At 62.2% G+C, this 11,899-nt stretch carries 17 protein-coding genes and 1 tRNA gene; 11 read left to right on the forward strand and 7 right to left on the reverse strand.

The window, feature by feature from the left end; genetic code table 11:
- The first annotated feature begins 34 nt into the window (after positions 1–34).
- On the forward strand, positions 35–1,450 hold the full coding sequence (locus tag ACSSVG_RS10445; protein WP_492418776.1) for an amino acid permease: 1,416 nt from the start codon (positions 35–37) through the stop codon (positions 1,448–1,450).
- 79 nt (positions 1,451–1,529) lie between these two features.
- Here ACSSVG_RS10445 and ACSSVG_RS10450 read toward each other — a convergent pair whose 3' ends face one another.
- Together ACSSVG_RS10450 and ACSSVG_RS10455 are read right to left on the reverse strand one after the other, a co-directional pair.
- Entirely contained in the window at positions 1,530–2,189 is a 660-nt protein-coding gene (locus ACSSVG_RS10450) for a DUF1345 domain-containing protein (protein ID WP_231341453.1), read from the reverse strand.
- 9 nt (positions 2,190–2,198) lie between these two features.
- The gene (locus ACSSVG_RS10455) at positions 2,199–2,360 is read right to left on the reverse strand and encodes a hypothetical protein (RefSeq protein WP_231341454.1); all 162 of its coding nucleotides are present in this window, start codon (positions 2,358–2,360) and stop codon (positions 2,199–2,201) included.
- A 119-nt stretch (positions 2,361–2,479) separates the two neighbouring features.
- Between ACSSVG_RS10455 and ACSSVG_RS10460 the strand changes: the two genes are divergently transcribed.
- Positions 2,480–2,562: transfer RNA gene (locus tag ACSSVG_RS10460), tRNA-Leu, on the forward strand.
- A 69-nt stretch (positions 2,563–2,631) separates the two neighbouring features.
- On the opposite strand, the gene ACSSVG_RS10465 is transcribed toward ACSSVG_RS10460, so the two are convergent.
- Positions 2,632–2,970, reverse strand: a complete 339-nt coding sequence (locus ACSSVG_RS10465; protein ID WP_231341455.1) for a YnfA family protein — start codon at positions 2,968–2,970, stop codon at positions 2,632–2,634.
- Between the two features lie 231 nt (positions 2,971–3,201).
- Between ACSSVG_RS10465 and rpsF the strand changes: the two genes are divergently transcribed.
- The 4 genes from rpsF to rplI all read left to right on the forward strand — a co-directional run bounded on the left by rpsF (position 3,202) and on the right by rplI (position 4,978).
- Positions 3,202–3,507 carry a 30S ribosomal protein S6 gene (rpsF, locus tag ACSSVG_RS10470; protein ID WP_011776755.1) on the forward strand — a complete coding sequence of 102 codons (306 nt, stop codon included), beginning with the start codon at positions 3,202–3,204 and terminating at the stop codon, positions 3,505–3,507.
- A 50-nt stretch (positions 3,508–3,557) separates the two neighbouring features.
- On the forward strand, positions 3,558–4,139 hold the full coding sequence (locus ACSSVG_RS10475) for a single-stranded DNA-binding protein (protein WP_011776754.1): 582 nt from the start codon (positions 3,558–3,560) through the stop codon (positions 4,137–4,139).
- Positions 4,140–4,267: 128 nt separating this feature from the next.
- On the forward strand, positions 4,268–4,507 hold the full coding sequence (gene rpsR / locus ACSSVG_RS10480) for a 30S ribosomal protein S18 (RefSeq protein WP_003800144.1): 240 nt from the start codon (positions 4,268–4,270) through the stop codon (positions 4,505–4,507).
- An 18-nt stretch (positions 4,508–4,525) separates the two neighbouring features.
- Positions 4,526–4,978, forward strand: a complete 453-nt coding sequence (rplI, locus tag ACSSVG_RS10485) for a 50S ribosomal protein L9 (protein ID WP_011776753.1) — start codon at positions 4,526–4,528, stop codon at positions 4,976–4,978.
- A gap of 70 nt (positions 4,979–5,048) precedes the next feature.
- Here the strand turns inward: rplI and ACSSVG_RS10490 are convergent, their stop codons facing one another.
- Complete coding sequence (locus ACSSVG_RS10490; RefSeq protein WP_492418780.1) at positions 5,049–5,471, reverse strand: DUF1801 domain-containing protein; 423 nt, start codon at positions 5,469–5,471, stop codon at positions 5,049–5,051.
- A gap of 58 nt (positions 5,472–5,529) precedes the next feature.
- Here ACSSVG_RS10490 and ACSSVG_RS10495 point away from each other — a divergent pair, with 58 nt between their 5' ends.
- Positions 5,530–6,381, forward strand: coding sequence for a PhzF family phenazine biosynthesis protein (locus ACSSVG_RS10495; protein ID WP_492418781.1), 852 nt, complete (start codon positions 5,530–5,532; stop codon positions 6,379–6,381).
- 7 nt (positions 6,382–6,388) lie between these two features.
- On the opposite strand, the gene ACSSVG_RS10500 is transcribed toward ACSSVG_RS10495, so the two are convergent.
- A complete protein-coding gene (locus ACSSVG_RS10500; protein WP_492418783.1) occupies positions 6,389–7,936 on the reverse strand; it encodes a DUF6297 family protein in 1,548 nt (515 codons plus the stop codon).
- Positions 7,923–8,600 carry an ABC transporter ATP-binding protein gene (locus tag ACSSVG_RS10505; protein ID WP_492418785.1) on the reverse strand — a complete coding sequence of 226 codons (678 nt, stop codon included), beginning with the start codon at positions 8,598–8,600 and terminating at the stop codon, positions 7,923–7,925. Before ACSSVG_RS10505 ends, ACSSVG_RS10500 begins: the two co-directional genes overlap by 14 nt.
- A 58-nt stretch (positions 8,601–8,658) precedes the next feature.
- Between ACSSVG_RS10505 and ACSSVG_RS10510 the strand changes: the two genes are divergently transcribed.
- From ACSSVG_RS10510 to ACSSVG_RS10520, 3 genes are read left to right on the forward strand one after another with little or no spacing between them, the layout of a single operon-like run.
- Positions 8,659–9,450 (forward strand): IclR family transcriptional regulator, encoded by a 792-nt coding sequence (locus tag ACSSVG_RS10510; RefSeq protein ID WP_231341460.1) that lies wholly within the window; start codon positions 8,659–8,661, stop codon positions 9,448–9,450.
- Between the two features lie 19 nt (positions 9,451–9,469).
- Positions 9,470–9,829, forward strand: coding sequence for an iron chaperone (locus tag ACSSVG_RS10515; protein ID WP_492418787.1), 360 nt, complete (start codon positions 9,470–9,472; stop codon positions 9,827–9,829).
- Positions 9,829–10,578, forward strand: coding sequence for a class I SAM-dependent methyltransferase (locus tag ACSSVG_RS10520; protein WP_231341462.1), 750 nt, complete (start codon positions 9,829–9,831; stop codon positions 10,576–10,578). Before ACSSVG_RS10515 ends, ACSSVG_RS10520 begins: the two co-directional genes overlap by 1 nt.
- 11 nt (positions 10,579–10,589) lie before the next feature.
- Here the strand turns inward: ACSSVG_RS10520 and ACSSVG_RS10525 are convergent, their stop codons facing one another.
- On the reverse strand, positions 10,590–10,799 hold the full coding sequence (locus tag ACSSVG_RS10525) for a hypothetical protein (protein WP_231341463.1): 210 nt from the start codon (positions 10,797–10,799) through the stop codon (positions 10,590–10,592).
- Positions 10,800–10,993: 194 nt separating this feature from the next.
- On the opposite strand from ACSSVG_RS10525, the gene ACSSVG_RS10530 reads away from it, so the two are divergent.
- Complete coding sequence (locus ACSSVG_RS10530; RefSeq protein WP_308292037.1) at positions 10,994–11,893, forward strand: diacylglycerol/lipid kinase family protein; 900 nt, start codon at positions 10,994–10,996, stop codon at positions 11,891–11,893.
- Positions 11,894–11,899 lie beyond the last annotated feature (6 nt).

Raw genomic sequence — 11,899 nt, forward strand, 5'->3', positions numbered from 1 at the left:
CCAATTCCCAAAACCTAAAGGACGGCGCCGATCCATGCACGCTGACCAACAGCTTTCCCAGTCCCTGAAGCCGCGCCACCTGTCCATGATTGCCATCGCCGGCGTCATTGGAGCAGGTCTGTTCGTAGGCTCCGGCGCTGCCATTCAGCAGGCTGGCCCGGGCATCCTCGTGGCCTACTTGGCCGCAGGCCTCGTGGTCATTCTCGTCATGCGCATGCTGGGTGAGATGGCTGCGGCCAACCCTGAAACCGGCTCGTTCTCCACATACGCTGATAAAGCCCTTGGCCGTTGGGCAGGGTTCAGTATTGGCTGGCTCTATGCGTGGTTCTGGATCATCGTCCTCGGCATCGAGGCAACGGCGGGCGCCGCCATCATGCACCGCTGGGTTCCCGGCGTCGATCAATGGATCTGGGCATTGGTTCTCATGGTCCTCCTGACCCTGACGAACCTCGGCTCGGTGAAGTCCTACGGCGAGTTTGAGTTCTGGTTCGCGTCCATCAAGGTCGCTGCAATCGTGATCTTCCTCCTCGCCGGTATTGCCGCGATCCTTGGCCTGATGCCGGGCGTTTCCGCACCTGGCGTTGCGAACCTCCTGGATCAGGGCGGTTTCATGCCGAATGGGCCGGGCGCTGTCCTGGCGGGCATCCTCGTGGTGGTCTTCTCGTTCTTCGGCGCCGAAATCGCCACCATTGCAGCCGGCGAATCCGAGAACCCCGTGGACGCCGTCAAGAAGGCCGTGAAGTCCACGGTGTGGCGCATCCTGATCTTCTACATCGGATCCATCGCCATCGTGGTGACGCTCCTGCCTTGGAACGACGCCTCCGTTGCCAAGAGCCCCTACGTTGCCGTCATCGAGCTCTACGGCATCCCGGGCGCGGGCACCATCATGGACATCGTTGTCCTCACCTCGGTGCTCTCCTGCCTGAACTCCGGCCTGTACACGGCCAGCCGCATGCTGTTCTCTCTCTCCCAGCGTGGCGATGCTCCCAGGTCGTGGATGAAGATCTCCAAGCGCGGCGTTCCGGCTGCAGCTGTCCTCGCGTCCACCGTGGTTGGGTTCGTCACCGTTGGCCTCAACTACATCGCCCCGGACACGGTGTTCCTGTTCCTGGTGAACACCTCCGGTGCCATCGCGCTCTTCGTTTGGCTGGTCATCGCGACCTCGCAGCTCATCCTGCGCAAGCGAATGGGTGCAGCAGCCAAGGACCTCGATCTCAAAATGTGGTTCTTCCCGTACCTCACGTGGATCGCCATCGCTGCCATCGTGGCGCTGATTATCGGGATGGTCATCATCGAATCCACCCGTGAGTCGCTGTTCCTGTCCCTCGCACTGGCAGCTGTCGTCGTAGCCATCGGCGTGTTCCGCTACCGCAAGCGTGGAGCAACCCCGCCCGAGGCGACTACAGCGGAAGCCGAGCGCTCCGAGGTTGGTTCCGGGCCGGCGTCGTAAGCGTCTTTACCGCGGGGCAGCTGCCGTCAATGTTCGACGGCGGCTGTCCCGTTTCGCTTTAACGGGACCAAGGCAGCGGCTACTGCGCCAGCCCGATGACCAGGTTGATGGTGACGGCCAGGATGACAGTGCCGAAGAGGTAGGACAGCAGGCTGTGCTTCAGGGCTTCGGCGCGGATCCGGTGGTTGCCAATGTTGGTGTCCGATACCTGGTAAGTCATCCCCAAGCTGGTGGCGAGATAGGCAAAGTCCGTGTACTGGGGCGGGCGGTCCTGGTTGAAGCTGATGCCGCCCACTTCACCGCCGGCGTCGGCCTCCGGGCTGTAGTAGAGCTCCGCGTAACGCAGGGTGAAGAGCGTTTGGACCAGCATCCAGGACAGTGCCACGCAGGCCAGCGCGAGAGCCGCAGAAGACAGGCGGGCGCCCGTTCCTTCCGTATGCGAATTGACGATCACGGCGGCCACTGCGGCAAGGCTGGCAAGGTTTGCCACGAGTATCAGCAGGTCCGTGACTCCCCTGGAAGGGTCCTCGGAGGTGGCGTGTTGTTCAGTCTGGGCCGGATCGAGGCGGGCGATCACCAGCCACACCCAGGCCACGTAGACAAGCGCTGCCACGGCCCAGCCGACTGCCGGTGCATCCACCCAGTTGCCTGGGACTCCAGTGACGACGAAGGCCACGGCGCCGGCTAGAACCATGACGACGAAGCGCGGCCGGCTCCGCCTCACCCTGACCTTGTCCATGTGCACAGCCTAGCCAGTGGGAATGTCTGTTCGGGGTGACGTTTCGCGCTTCTTGTCTGCCTGGAGGATGCCGTCCCGGACGCCGGCGCGGATCACGTAGTACAGGGCATACAGCCCGATCGCGGCGAAGACGACCGTCAGGACAAGGGTGTTCAGGGGTGTGGCATCCATGGCCCCACCCTAGCGGGACGCCATCACGGGGACAGGAATCCACGGATTGCCGTTCCTCGTGTTAGTGTCTTTGTCGCTGTCGAGGAGAAAAACGAAACGCTGGTTCTCCTGATCACCTTGCGCGGGTGGCGGAATGGCAGACGCGCTAGCTTGAGGTGCTAGTCCTCGAAAGGGGGTGGGGGTTCAAGTCCCCCTCCGCGCACAAGGAAACCCCCGGAAGGTCATCTTCCGGGGGTTTTGTCGTCCATGGCCGAGGCGTCCGGGTGCTGGCCTACGCGCCTGAGCGCGGTGCAAACATGATCACGGCGACGCCCACTACGCAGATTGCGGCGCCGATGATGTCCCAGCGGTCCGGCCGGAAGCCGTCCATCAGCATTCCCCACGCCAGCGAACCCACAATGAACACGCCACCGTACGCGGCCAGAACGCGGCCAAAGTGGGCGTCGGGCTGGAAAGCGGCAAAGAATCCGTAGATCCCCAGGGCCAGGATGCCCAGTCCTGCCCACCACCAGGCCTTGCCTTCACGCACGGCCTGCCAAATGAGCCAGGCCCCACCGATTTCTGCGACGGCAGCCAAAACGAAGAGGACGATGGACTTCAGGGTGGTCATGGTCCCAGTATTCCGTGCCCCGGCGCTGGGTTATCCACATACGCAATCCGGCCGGTTCCAGCTCCGGATCCCCTCGAATAGCTTTGGGTGCAGGAGATGCACTAAGATATTGAAGTCTGTGTTGCGCCCTCCTTCCGAGTCTTCGGCGGGGGAGCGAATCACAGCATCGCAAATGAACCTCCTGTTACGGAAATACCGTAACCGCTTAGCCCAAAGGAGGTGGGTTCACATATGCGTCCTTACGAATTGATGGTAATCATCGACCCCGAGGTCGAAGAGCGTACCGTAGAGTCGTCGCTTCAGAAGTTCCTCAATGTCATCACCACCGATGGTGGAACCATCGAAAAGGTTGACATCTGGGGCCGTCGCCGTCTGGCATACGACATCAAGAAGAAGTCCGAAGGTATCTACGCAGTGGTGAACTTCACCGCAGCACCGGCTACCGCCAAGGAACTTGATCGCCAGCTGTCTCTCAACGAGACGATCATGCGCACCAAGATCATCCGCCCTGAAGACCAGAAGGTCGTTGCTGAGTAATCAGCCCCTTCAAGATCTTTACTACGCAGGAACGAACAAGGAGGCAGTAGATGGCAGGCGAAACCACTATTACGGTCATCGGTAATCTCACCAATGACCCCGAGCTGCGGTTCACCCCGTCTGGCTCAGCAGTAGCGAACTTCACCATCGCTTCTACTCCCCGGACCTTTGACCGCCAGTCCAATGAGTGGAAGGACGGGGAAACCCTGTTCCTCCGCGCATCGGTATGGCGCGAAGCAGCTGAGAACGTGGCCGAGTCCCTCACAAAGGGCATGCGCGTCATCGTTTCCGGCCGTTTGAAGAGCCGTTCTTACGAAACCAAAGAAGGCGAAAAGCGCACCGTAATCGAGCTTGAGGTCGACGAAATCGGCCCCAGCCTGCGTTACGCAAACGCCAAGGTCAACCGTACCCAGCGCTCCGGCGGTGGCCAGGGTGGCTTTGGTGGCGGTAACGCCGGTAACTCCGGTGGCTTTGGAGGTGGCGCTCCTGGTGGAAACCAGGGCGGCGGCAACTCCGGTGGAACCTGGGGCGGCAACCAGCCCGCACAACAGCAGGATGACCCCTGGGCTACGCCCGGTGTCAGCAACGCTGGCGGCTGGGGCAACGGCCCCGATTCCGAACCTCCCTTCTAAACAAAAAATAAAAGTCCGACGCCGGACACTCACCGGAACTGCCGCAAGGCACCAAGGTGCCAACCGCCGTCGAACACCACCATCCCGTGGATCAATATCCACGGGCTCCATAGAAAAGGAGCTCCACGATGGCTAAGGCTGAACTCCGTAAGCCCAAACCAAAGTCCAACCCCTTGAAGGCCGCTGACATCACTGTCATCGACTACAAGGACGTAGCACTGCTGCGCAAGTTCATCTCCGACCGCGGAAAGATCCGCGCTCGTCGCGTCACTGGCGTTACCGTTCAGGAACAGCGCAAGATCGCCCAGGCAATCAAGAACGCCCGCGAAGTTGCTCTGCTGCCTTACTCCGGCGCTGGCCGCGGCTAAGGGAAGGGATTAACTAACATGGCAAAGCTCATTCTGACCCACGAAGTAACCGGTCTCGGTGCTGCTGGCGACGTTGTCGAGGTCAAGGACGGTTACGCACGTAACTTCCTGCTGCCCCGCGGCTTCGCTCTGACCTGGACCAAGGGTGGCGAGAAGCAGGTTGAGTCCATCAAGGCTGCCCGCGCTGCTCGTGCCCACGCTTCTGTCGAAGCTGCTCAGGCACAGGCCCAGGCTCTGTCCTCCAAGAAGGTCAAGCTCGAGGTGAAGGCCGGCGAGTCCGGTCGTCTCTTCGGCACCGTCAAGCCTGCTGATGTCGCTGCTGCTGTTGAGGCCGCTGGCCTTGGCGCCATCGACAAGCGCAACGTTGAACTGCCGAACCACATCAAGTCTGTCGGTTCGTACACGGCCAACGTTCGCCTGCACGAGGATGTTTCCGCTGTCATCGACCTCGAGGTCGTTGCAGCAAAGTAGTCTCTGACTGCACCTGAAGGCCCCCATCACCGGATTCCGGTGGTGGGGGCCTTTTTGTTCGGCGGGAGACCTAAGGTGTGTGGAATTCGCCCATGACGTGGTGGTAGCCCGTGCGGATCATCTCGGCGAGGACACCGCGGTCCACGTCGTCCAGTTTGTTCACGTAGAGGCATGCGGTGCTGGTTTTGTGCTTGCCGAGTTCGGGGAGCAGGCGGTCCGCGTCAGGGCCTTCCGTCACTCCGTAGAGGACCAGGTTTGCCTTGCGTGGTGAGAAGCCGACGGCGGCGGCGTCACCTTCGCGACCGCTGTCGTACTTGTAGTGATAGCTGCCGAATCCGACGATCGAAGGACCCCACATCACGGCTTCCTGCCCGGTGATGTCCCGCATCATGTCCAACAACTCGAAACCGTCTTCGCGCCGCTTCGGATGTTCCACGGAGGCCAGGAATTCTTCCACGGACACGTCCGTGGGCTGGGTCTTGTTCTCTGCCATGCTGGTAGTTTCGCAGACGCGGGGCAGGCCCGCCAGCAAGCGGTGATAGCCTGCAGCGGTGACTTCAGAAGCCCTGCGCAGCCGCCCGTTCCACCAAGTGGACGTCTTCTCCGACCAGCCTTACCTCGGCAACCCGTTGGCCGTCGTGGTCGACGCGGAAGGCCTCAGCAGCGAGAGAATGCAGCACTTCGCCCATTGGACCAATCTTTCCGAGACCACGTTCCTCCTGCCTCCTACTGACCCCCAGGCTGACTACAAAGTACGGATCTTCACGGGCAGCGAGGAGTTCCCGTTCGCCGGTCACCCCACGCTGGGTTCGGCGCACACGTGGCTCCAAGCCGGGGGAGTGCCCAAGACTGACGGCGTCCTGGTTCAGGAATGCGGTGCGGGTTTGGTTCGGGTGAAGCACGACGCCGGCAGGCTGGCTTTCGCTGCACCGCCGCTGACACGCTTCGGCCCGGTGGACGGCGGCGTCCGTGCCCAGCTCGCTGCCGGATTGCGGCTTCCTGGGGACGCACTTTTGGATGCATCGTGGCTGGTCAACGGCCCGGAGTGGATCGGCGTGCTCCTTGGATCAGCCGAGCAGGTGCTGTCCATCGAACCGGACCTCGTGGCCATGGGTGACCTCAAGGTCGGGGTGATCGGCCCGCACGAGCCGGGTGCCGCCGTCGACTTCGAAGTGCGCACCTTCATTCCGGGCGACGCCATGGTGGAGGACCCGGTCACGGGCAGCTTCAATGCCGGCGCAGCCCAATGGTTGATCGGCAGCGGCAGGGCACCCCGGGAGTACGTAGCTGCCCAAGGCACTGCGTTGGGCAGGGCCGGCCGGGTCCACGTCAAAGCAGAAGACGGAGAGATCTGGGTAGGCGGAGCGTCGGCCACGTGCATCCAAGGCACGGTGCTGCTGTAAACGTTGGCTAGGACCGCTTGGCCCGGGTCAGCACCACCACCAGGAAGATCCCGGCACTGAAAACGGCCTGCACCATCACCACCAGCAGCGGAACGTAGCCGAGGTACAACGCCACCACCAGCGGTATGGTCGCCAGGACTGTCACGTCCAGGCCGCGCATCAACGAGCCGAGTTGAGCACGGGGAACGGGGCCGAACGGAGTTTCAACCGGGGGAGCCGTCCAGTCCGGCGGTGTTCTGGTGGCCGCGCGGAGCGTGCCTGCGCCCATGCCAACACCTGCAAGGGCGCCGACCCCGATGAGCCAGGGATCCGCAGCACCGAGCAGAACCAGCAGCCCGCTCAGGATCGCCATCCAGAGTGCCATCGCAGCGCACGGCATGAGCGCCCGGCTGGTCCTTACCAGTGCCGGATGCAATGGCAGGAGTGCGTCGAGTTCCGGAACCAAGGCAGTCTTGCGGGCCACACTTCCCATACCGGAAGCCGTGGCACACCCGGCGATCACGATGACCGCCAATTGGGCGAATTCCGGCAGCCCACCTTCCACGAGCAACATGGCGATGCAGGCAGCAAGCCACAGAATTGGTGGCATCAGCGGGGGATTGAGTCGAAGGAAGGCAACTACATCGGCGCGGATCAGGGCCCTCATCGGTCCGCCGGCGGGCCGGGCGTAGAACCTGGCTGCCCTGCCGCCGTCGACGCTTTGACGGCCTCCGCTCAATGCGCGCAGCACCTCGTTGGAGTCCATCATGAACAGGGACGCTCCGGCGTGACCGGCCACGGCTCCGCCCCGGACCAGTTCTTCGCCCCGCACCTGCCCGGCACGCGGCACGACAAGCGACAGGAGTCCGACGGCGGCCGCGCCCACCAACGCTGTTGGCCACGGGGACGATGCCAGCGCGGGAAGGATCGAGCACCCAAGCAGGACTGCCGCCGTCGTTGCTTTGCCAATCCGCGGTGACAGCAAACGAAGCTGTTGCAGGGCTGCCAGAACCAGCGCAATGGCCCCGGCAGCGCCGAAAGACAACGAAGCGAGCAGGTGCTCCCTGGGAGCGCGGTCAACGAAGGTCACCATGCTGAAGGGCAAGTAGATGATTGCCGAACCAGCCGCAGTGAGTACGACTTTGCGGAGGAACGGCGGCAGGACCATGGGCCGGCGGTCGATCGGTAGCGTCAGCCACCAGCTGCCCTCGGCTCCGTTCACGGTCATCGGACCGAGCTTGCGGGCCAGGTTGCCGATGACCAGGAGGGCCGCGAAGGTCACGGACGTCCACAGCACCTCTTCCGGCAGGACGAGCCACTGCGTCCGGATGATGCCGTTTGCGGTGGAAGCCCGGTCAGCAATCTCGTTGCGCAACGCCAGGACAAACGAGGCAGCGATGGTCAGGGAAACGCCGATTCCCAGGCCCCAGCTGTAGGCATCGACGAAGCGTTCGCCCCATGAGGTCCGGCTGCGCTTGTAGCGTCGGGAGGACCGGTGGGTGAAGCGGACAATTGCGGCGGCAAGTTCCCGGCCCTGCGTGGACGGTGAAAGGGTGACTGTGTCAGGACCCGGCAATGATCGAGGCCCCCTGCTCCGGATCGAATTCCTGGACTTCCTCGTCAATGACCAAACACGTGGAGGCCGTGGCGAGCAGCAACTGCGGATCGTGGGTCACCAGGACTACTGCGCCACCTTCTTTGGCATGCGCCGCTATGCGTTCGCCGAGCGCCACCCGCATCCGGGGATCGAGCCGTTGTTCGGGCTCGTCAAGGATCAGGAGCGACGACGGGCGGATGAGTCCAGCGGCGAGCAACAGCCTGCGCCGTTGACCGGAAGAGAGAGCATCCGGGATGGCATGGGACCTGCCCAGCAGCCCGAAGAATTCCAGCTCTTCCTCCACCCGTGCTTCAGGATCATCGAGGGAATGCCCGCGGGCAACGAGGAGCAGGTGCTCCCGGACAGTGAGCGAAGGGAAGAAGAGGTCGTCGTCGAAGACCGCAGATACCTGCCGGCGGAAGGGTATGGCATCGGGATCTATGAGGAGCCCATGGACTTTCACGTCCCCCGCCAGGGAAGCCTGCCGTCCCGCGATGGTCCGGGCTACCGTGGACTTCCCGGCGCCGTTGACGCCTACTACTCCCAAGACTTCGCCAGCGTCCACGGACGCAGAAACTTCACCGCACACCGGAGCCCCGGCATACCCCACAAGCAGGCCCTCGGCCTCCAGAACTGTCCCCATGCTGCAACCCTACCGGCGGGATTGGCGCGGCTCCCTTGCAGCGTTTAGCGTGAGTCCTATGTCAGCATCCGATGCTTCCGCGAGGGCCAACGGCAACCCGTTGCTCGTTCTGGGCAAGATCACGTCCATTTTGGACGCCTTTTCCTTGTCAAACCCAGTGTTGCAGTTGGCCGATATCCGCGAGTTCACCGGAATGCCCACCTCAACGGTGCAGCGGCTGGTCACGAATCTGACAACGCAAGGCTTCCTTGACCGGGAGGGCGACGCCTACAGGATCGGCATGAGAATGGCGTACTGGGCGGCGCCTGCAACCCGGGGGATGGAAGTGGTGGACATCCTGAGTCCGCTGCTCAAGACGCTGCGGGACACCACCGGCGAGACTGCATGCTTCTTCAAAGCCGAGCAGCACTACAGGGTGTGCGTGGCTATGGCTGACACGCATCACGCGCTACGCCGGGAGATGCACCTGGGCAAGATCGTCCCGCTCCACGCAGGTTCGGCAGGCCGGGTCTTGTTGGCTTGGTCTCCTGAGCTGTTGGAAGCTGTCCTCCGCGACCCCCTGGAATCAATCACGGACTTCACCATCACCAGCTCCGAAGAACTGGAAGCCGCGGTCAAGAAGACCCACGCCGATGGATTCGCGATCACGGTGGGTGAGCGGGAAGACGGCGCTTCAGGCCTGTCCGCCCCGGTCTTCGATTCGGCCGCTGGCTTGGTGGGCGCCGTGACCATCAGCGGACCAACCCTTCGCATGCCGTTGGAGACGTGCGAGGCCTGGGTTGAGCCCTTGCTCGCTACCGCTGAGCACATGACCAGGCTGATCGGCGGCCGGTTCCCCGGCGAGAGCTGAACCGTAGGGAGAAATGACGATGGCCGCGAAATATCCAACAGTGGACGCCTATATATCTGCCCAGCACGAAGACACTCAGCCGATCCTCGAAGAGATCCGCAGGTGCATTCACGCTGCTGTGCCGGGTGCCGGGGAAATGATCAGCTACGACATACCCACCATCACCATCGATGGGCACTACGTGGTGTACTTCGCCGCATGGGCGCACCACATCTCGGTGTATCCGATTCCACGTGAGGACGAAAACCTGAACGCAGAGATGGAACAGTTCGTCTCAGGAAAAGGAACCTTGAAGTTTCCACTGGCCAAGCCGATCCCTTACGTTCTGATCGCGAGGGTTGCTGCCCGGCTTGCGGCCGAAAAGAAGGAGGGACACTGATGCGCGATTTTGAGACCTTGGTCCAGGAGGCTGTTGAAGCCGACGTCAACGGCTGGGGATTCAGCTGGTTGGACGGGCGCGCTACCGAAGAACGGCCGCCGTGGGGATTCGCGACGCTTCTGGCGGGCCGTCTTGCCACCGTCCGGAGTGCCCTTGATCTGGACACCGGCGGTGGGGAGGTGCTCTCGGAGGCCGCGAGGTTCCCCGAACGCATGGCTGCAACCGAGGGATGGCCTCCCAACGCCCAGCGGGCCCGGGACCGGCTTGGCCCCCGCGGGGTGGACATTGTTGAGACAACTGACGGTTCGGGCCTGCCCTTCCCCGACGAGTCCTTCGAGCTTGTGAGTGCGCGGCACCCTGTCAGCCCCGACTGGGAGGAAATCCGCAGGGTGCTGATACCTGGTGGCCACTATTTCGCCCAGCACGTTGGCCCGGCGTCGGCCTTCGAACTGATTGAGCACTTCCTCGGTCCGCTGCCTGAACAGAGGAAGGGCCGTGACTCCGTGGCCGAGGCAGCGGCCGCCGAAGCAGCTGGGCTCACTGTCACGGACCTCCGCACAGCCCGGTGCCGGATGGAGTTCTTCGATGTGGGCGCAGTGGTGTGGATCCTGCGCAAATGTGTGTGGTGGGTCCCCGACTTCTCAGCAGAACGCTACCTGGGCAAGCTCAGGGAGCTGGATGGGCAGATGCGGGCGGGAAACCCCTTCATCGCCCACTCGACCCGGCACCTGATGGAGGCGCGGCGATAGGTCGGAAGTAATCAGAGCAACGAGCGGGCGTCGAGGTCTTCCATGGCCCACGTGAGAATTTTCAGGTCGAAAGGATCGCGCTCTTCGATTCCAAAGAGGTAGGCGTCGAAGTCCCAAGGCCGGGCGTTCCCACCGTTGGCCCAATACCAAGCCCACAAATCGTCCACGGTGATCTCGTGTTCCAGGATCAGCGTTCGTGCCGTCTGGCGTGAGTCTTCCATTGGCCTTCCCCACTGCTGACGCAGCATCGGACTGCGTCAGGCTGATTGACGTTGATTTCCGCTTCCGGAAACCCGTTTTCATGTTTTCACGTTCAGTGTTCATCCGAAACCCCCATCGCATTGCGAATACTATGGGAACCTCCGAGGGAAACTACCGCCTGAAAAGGGACCTCGCAATGAATCAGGAGCACAGCGTGGATTCTGCCCGGACCTTTGAGTCGATCGTCATTATCTTCAACCCCAACAGCACAGGTGATGCGCCTGAGCTGGCGCAGCAGTTGCAGGACCGGTTGAAGGAACTCCTCACGTACCAGCCCGAAATCACCCTTCAACCAACGGAACATGCCGGCCACGCCGTCGATCTGGCGCGGGATGCCGCTGCCAAGGGCGGCGATGTCCTTGTGGTCTCGGTGAGCGGCGATGGCGGCTACAACGAGGTGGTTAATGGTGTGATGCAAGCCGAAAACCCGAGGGCCGTAGCGGCAGTACTGGCCGCGGGAAATGCCAACGACCACAGCCGGATTATCGGCACCAAACCCTTGGAAGAGGCCATTGCAGAGGGCCACGTTCACAACATTGACCTTCTCCGTATCCATACCGGCCAAAAGGAGAATGAACCCTTCGAATATGCGCATTCGTACATAGGATTCGGACTCACCCCCGTTGTAGCAACTGAACTGGAAAAGGGGAGCAAGGGGGCCTTGAAGGAGATGGTCACCGTCATCAAGACCTTCTCCGAGTTCCAGCCCTTCGCCATTCGCCAATCTGACGGGAAGCGCCGCAAATTCGACAGCCTTGTCTTCGCCAATATCAATGAGATGGCCAAGTACGCCACGTTGAGTGAAGCAGAGCAGCACCCGTCCGATGGGAAGTTTGAAGTCATCGTCTTCCCGCACATGCCCAAATGGCGTGTTCTGTTGACTGCCCTCAAGGCCACGACGCAGGGGTTGGGTGATCAGCCGAGTGTGAGCAGCTACGAATTCACCACGCTTAAGCCGTTGCCGTACCAAATGGACGGCGAAGTGAAGACCGTGGAGGCCGACGTCAAGGTCACGGTGGAGTGCGCTCCCCAAGCTTTGGCTACCCTCGGCTAAGCCCGT

It is taken from the genome of Paenarthrobacter sp. E2MeOHC11, assembly GCF_058744955.1.

Excerpts from the sequence above, each read along its gene's own strand:
- ACSSVG_RS10490 (WP_492418780.1), bottom strand. The coding sequence starts at position 5,471 with ATGGCAGAGAACAAGACCCAGCCCACGGACGTGTCCGTGGAAGAATTC.
- ACSSVG_RS10445 (WP_492418776.1), top strand. The coding sequence starts at position 35 with ATGCACGCTGACCAACAGCTTTCCCAGTCCCTGAAGCCGCGCCACCTG.
- rplI (WP_011776753.1), top strand. The coding sequence starts at position 4,526 with ATGGCAAAGCTCATTCTGACCCACGAAGTAACCGGTCTCGGTGCTGCT.
- ACSSVG_RS10465 (WP_231341455.1), bottom strand. The coding sequence starts at position 2,970 with ATGACCACCCTGAAGTCCATCGTCCTCTTCGTTTTGGCTGCCGTCGCA.
- ACSSVG_RS10525 (WP_231341463.1), bottom strand. The coding sequence starts at position 10,799 with ATGGAAGACTCACGCCAGACGGCACGAACGCTGATCCTGGAACACGAG.
- ACSSVG_RS10520 (WP_231341462.1), top strand. The coding sequence starts at position 9,829 with ATGCGCGATTTTGAGACCTTGGTCCAGGAGGCTGTTGAAGCCGACGTC.
- ACSSVG_RS10450 (WP_231341453.1), bottom strand. The coding sequence starts at position 2,189 with ATGGACAAGGTCAGGGTGAGGCGGAGCCGGCCGCGCTTCGTCGTCATG.
- rpsR (WP_003800144.1), top strand. The coding sequence starts at position 4,268 with ATGGCTAAGGCTGAACTCCGTAAGCCCAAACCAAAGTCCAACCCCTTG.
- ACSSVG_RS10510 (WP_231341460.1), top strand. The coding sequence starts at position 8,659 with ATGTCAGCATCCGATGCTTCCGCGAGGGCCAACGGCAACCCGTTGCTC.
- ACSSVG_RS10455 (WP_231341454.1), bottom strand. The coding sequence starts at position 2,360 with ATGGATGCCACACCCCTGAACACCCTTGTCCTGACGGTCGTCTTCGCC.
- rpsF (WP_011776755.1), top strand. The coding sequence starts at position 3,202 with ATGCGTCCTTACGAATTGATGGTAATCATCGACCCCGAGGTCGAAGAG.
- ACSSVG_RS10515 (WP_492418787.1), top strand. The coding sequence starts at position 9,470 with ATGGCCGCGAAATATCCAACAGTGGACGCCTATATATCTGCCCAGCAC.
- ACSSVG_RS10475 (WP_011776754.1), top strand. The coding sequence starts at position 3,558 with ATGGCAGGCGAAACCACTATTACGGTCATCGGTAATCTCACCAATGAC.
- ACSSVG_RS10505 (WP_492418785.1), bottom strand. The coding sequence starts at position 8,600 with ATGGGGACAGTTCTGGAGGCCGAGGGCCTGCTTGTGGGGTATGCCGGG.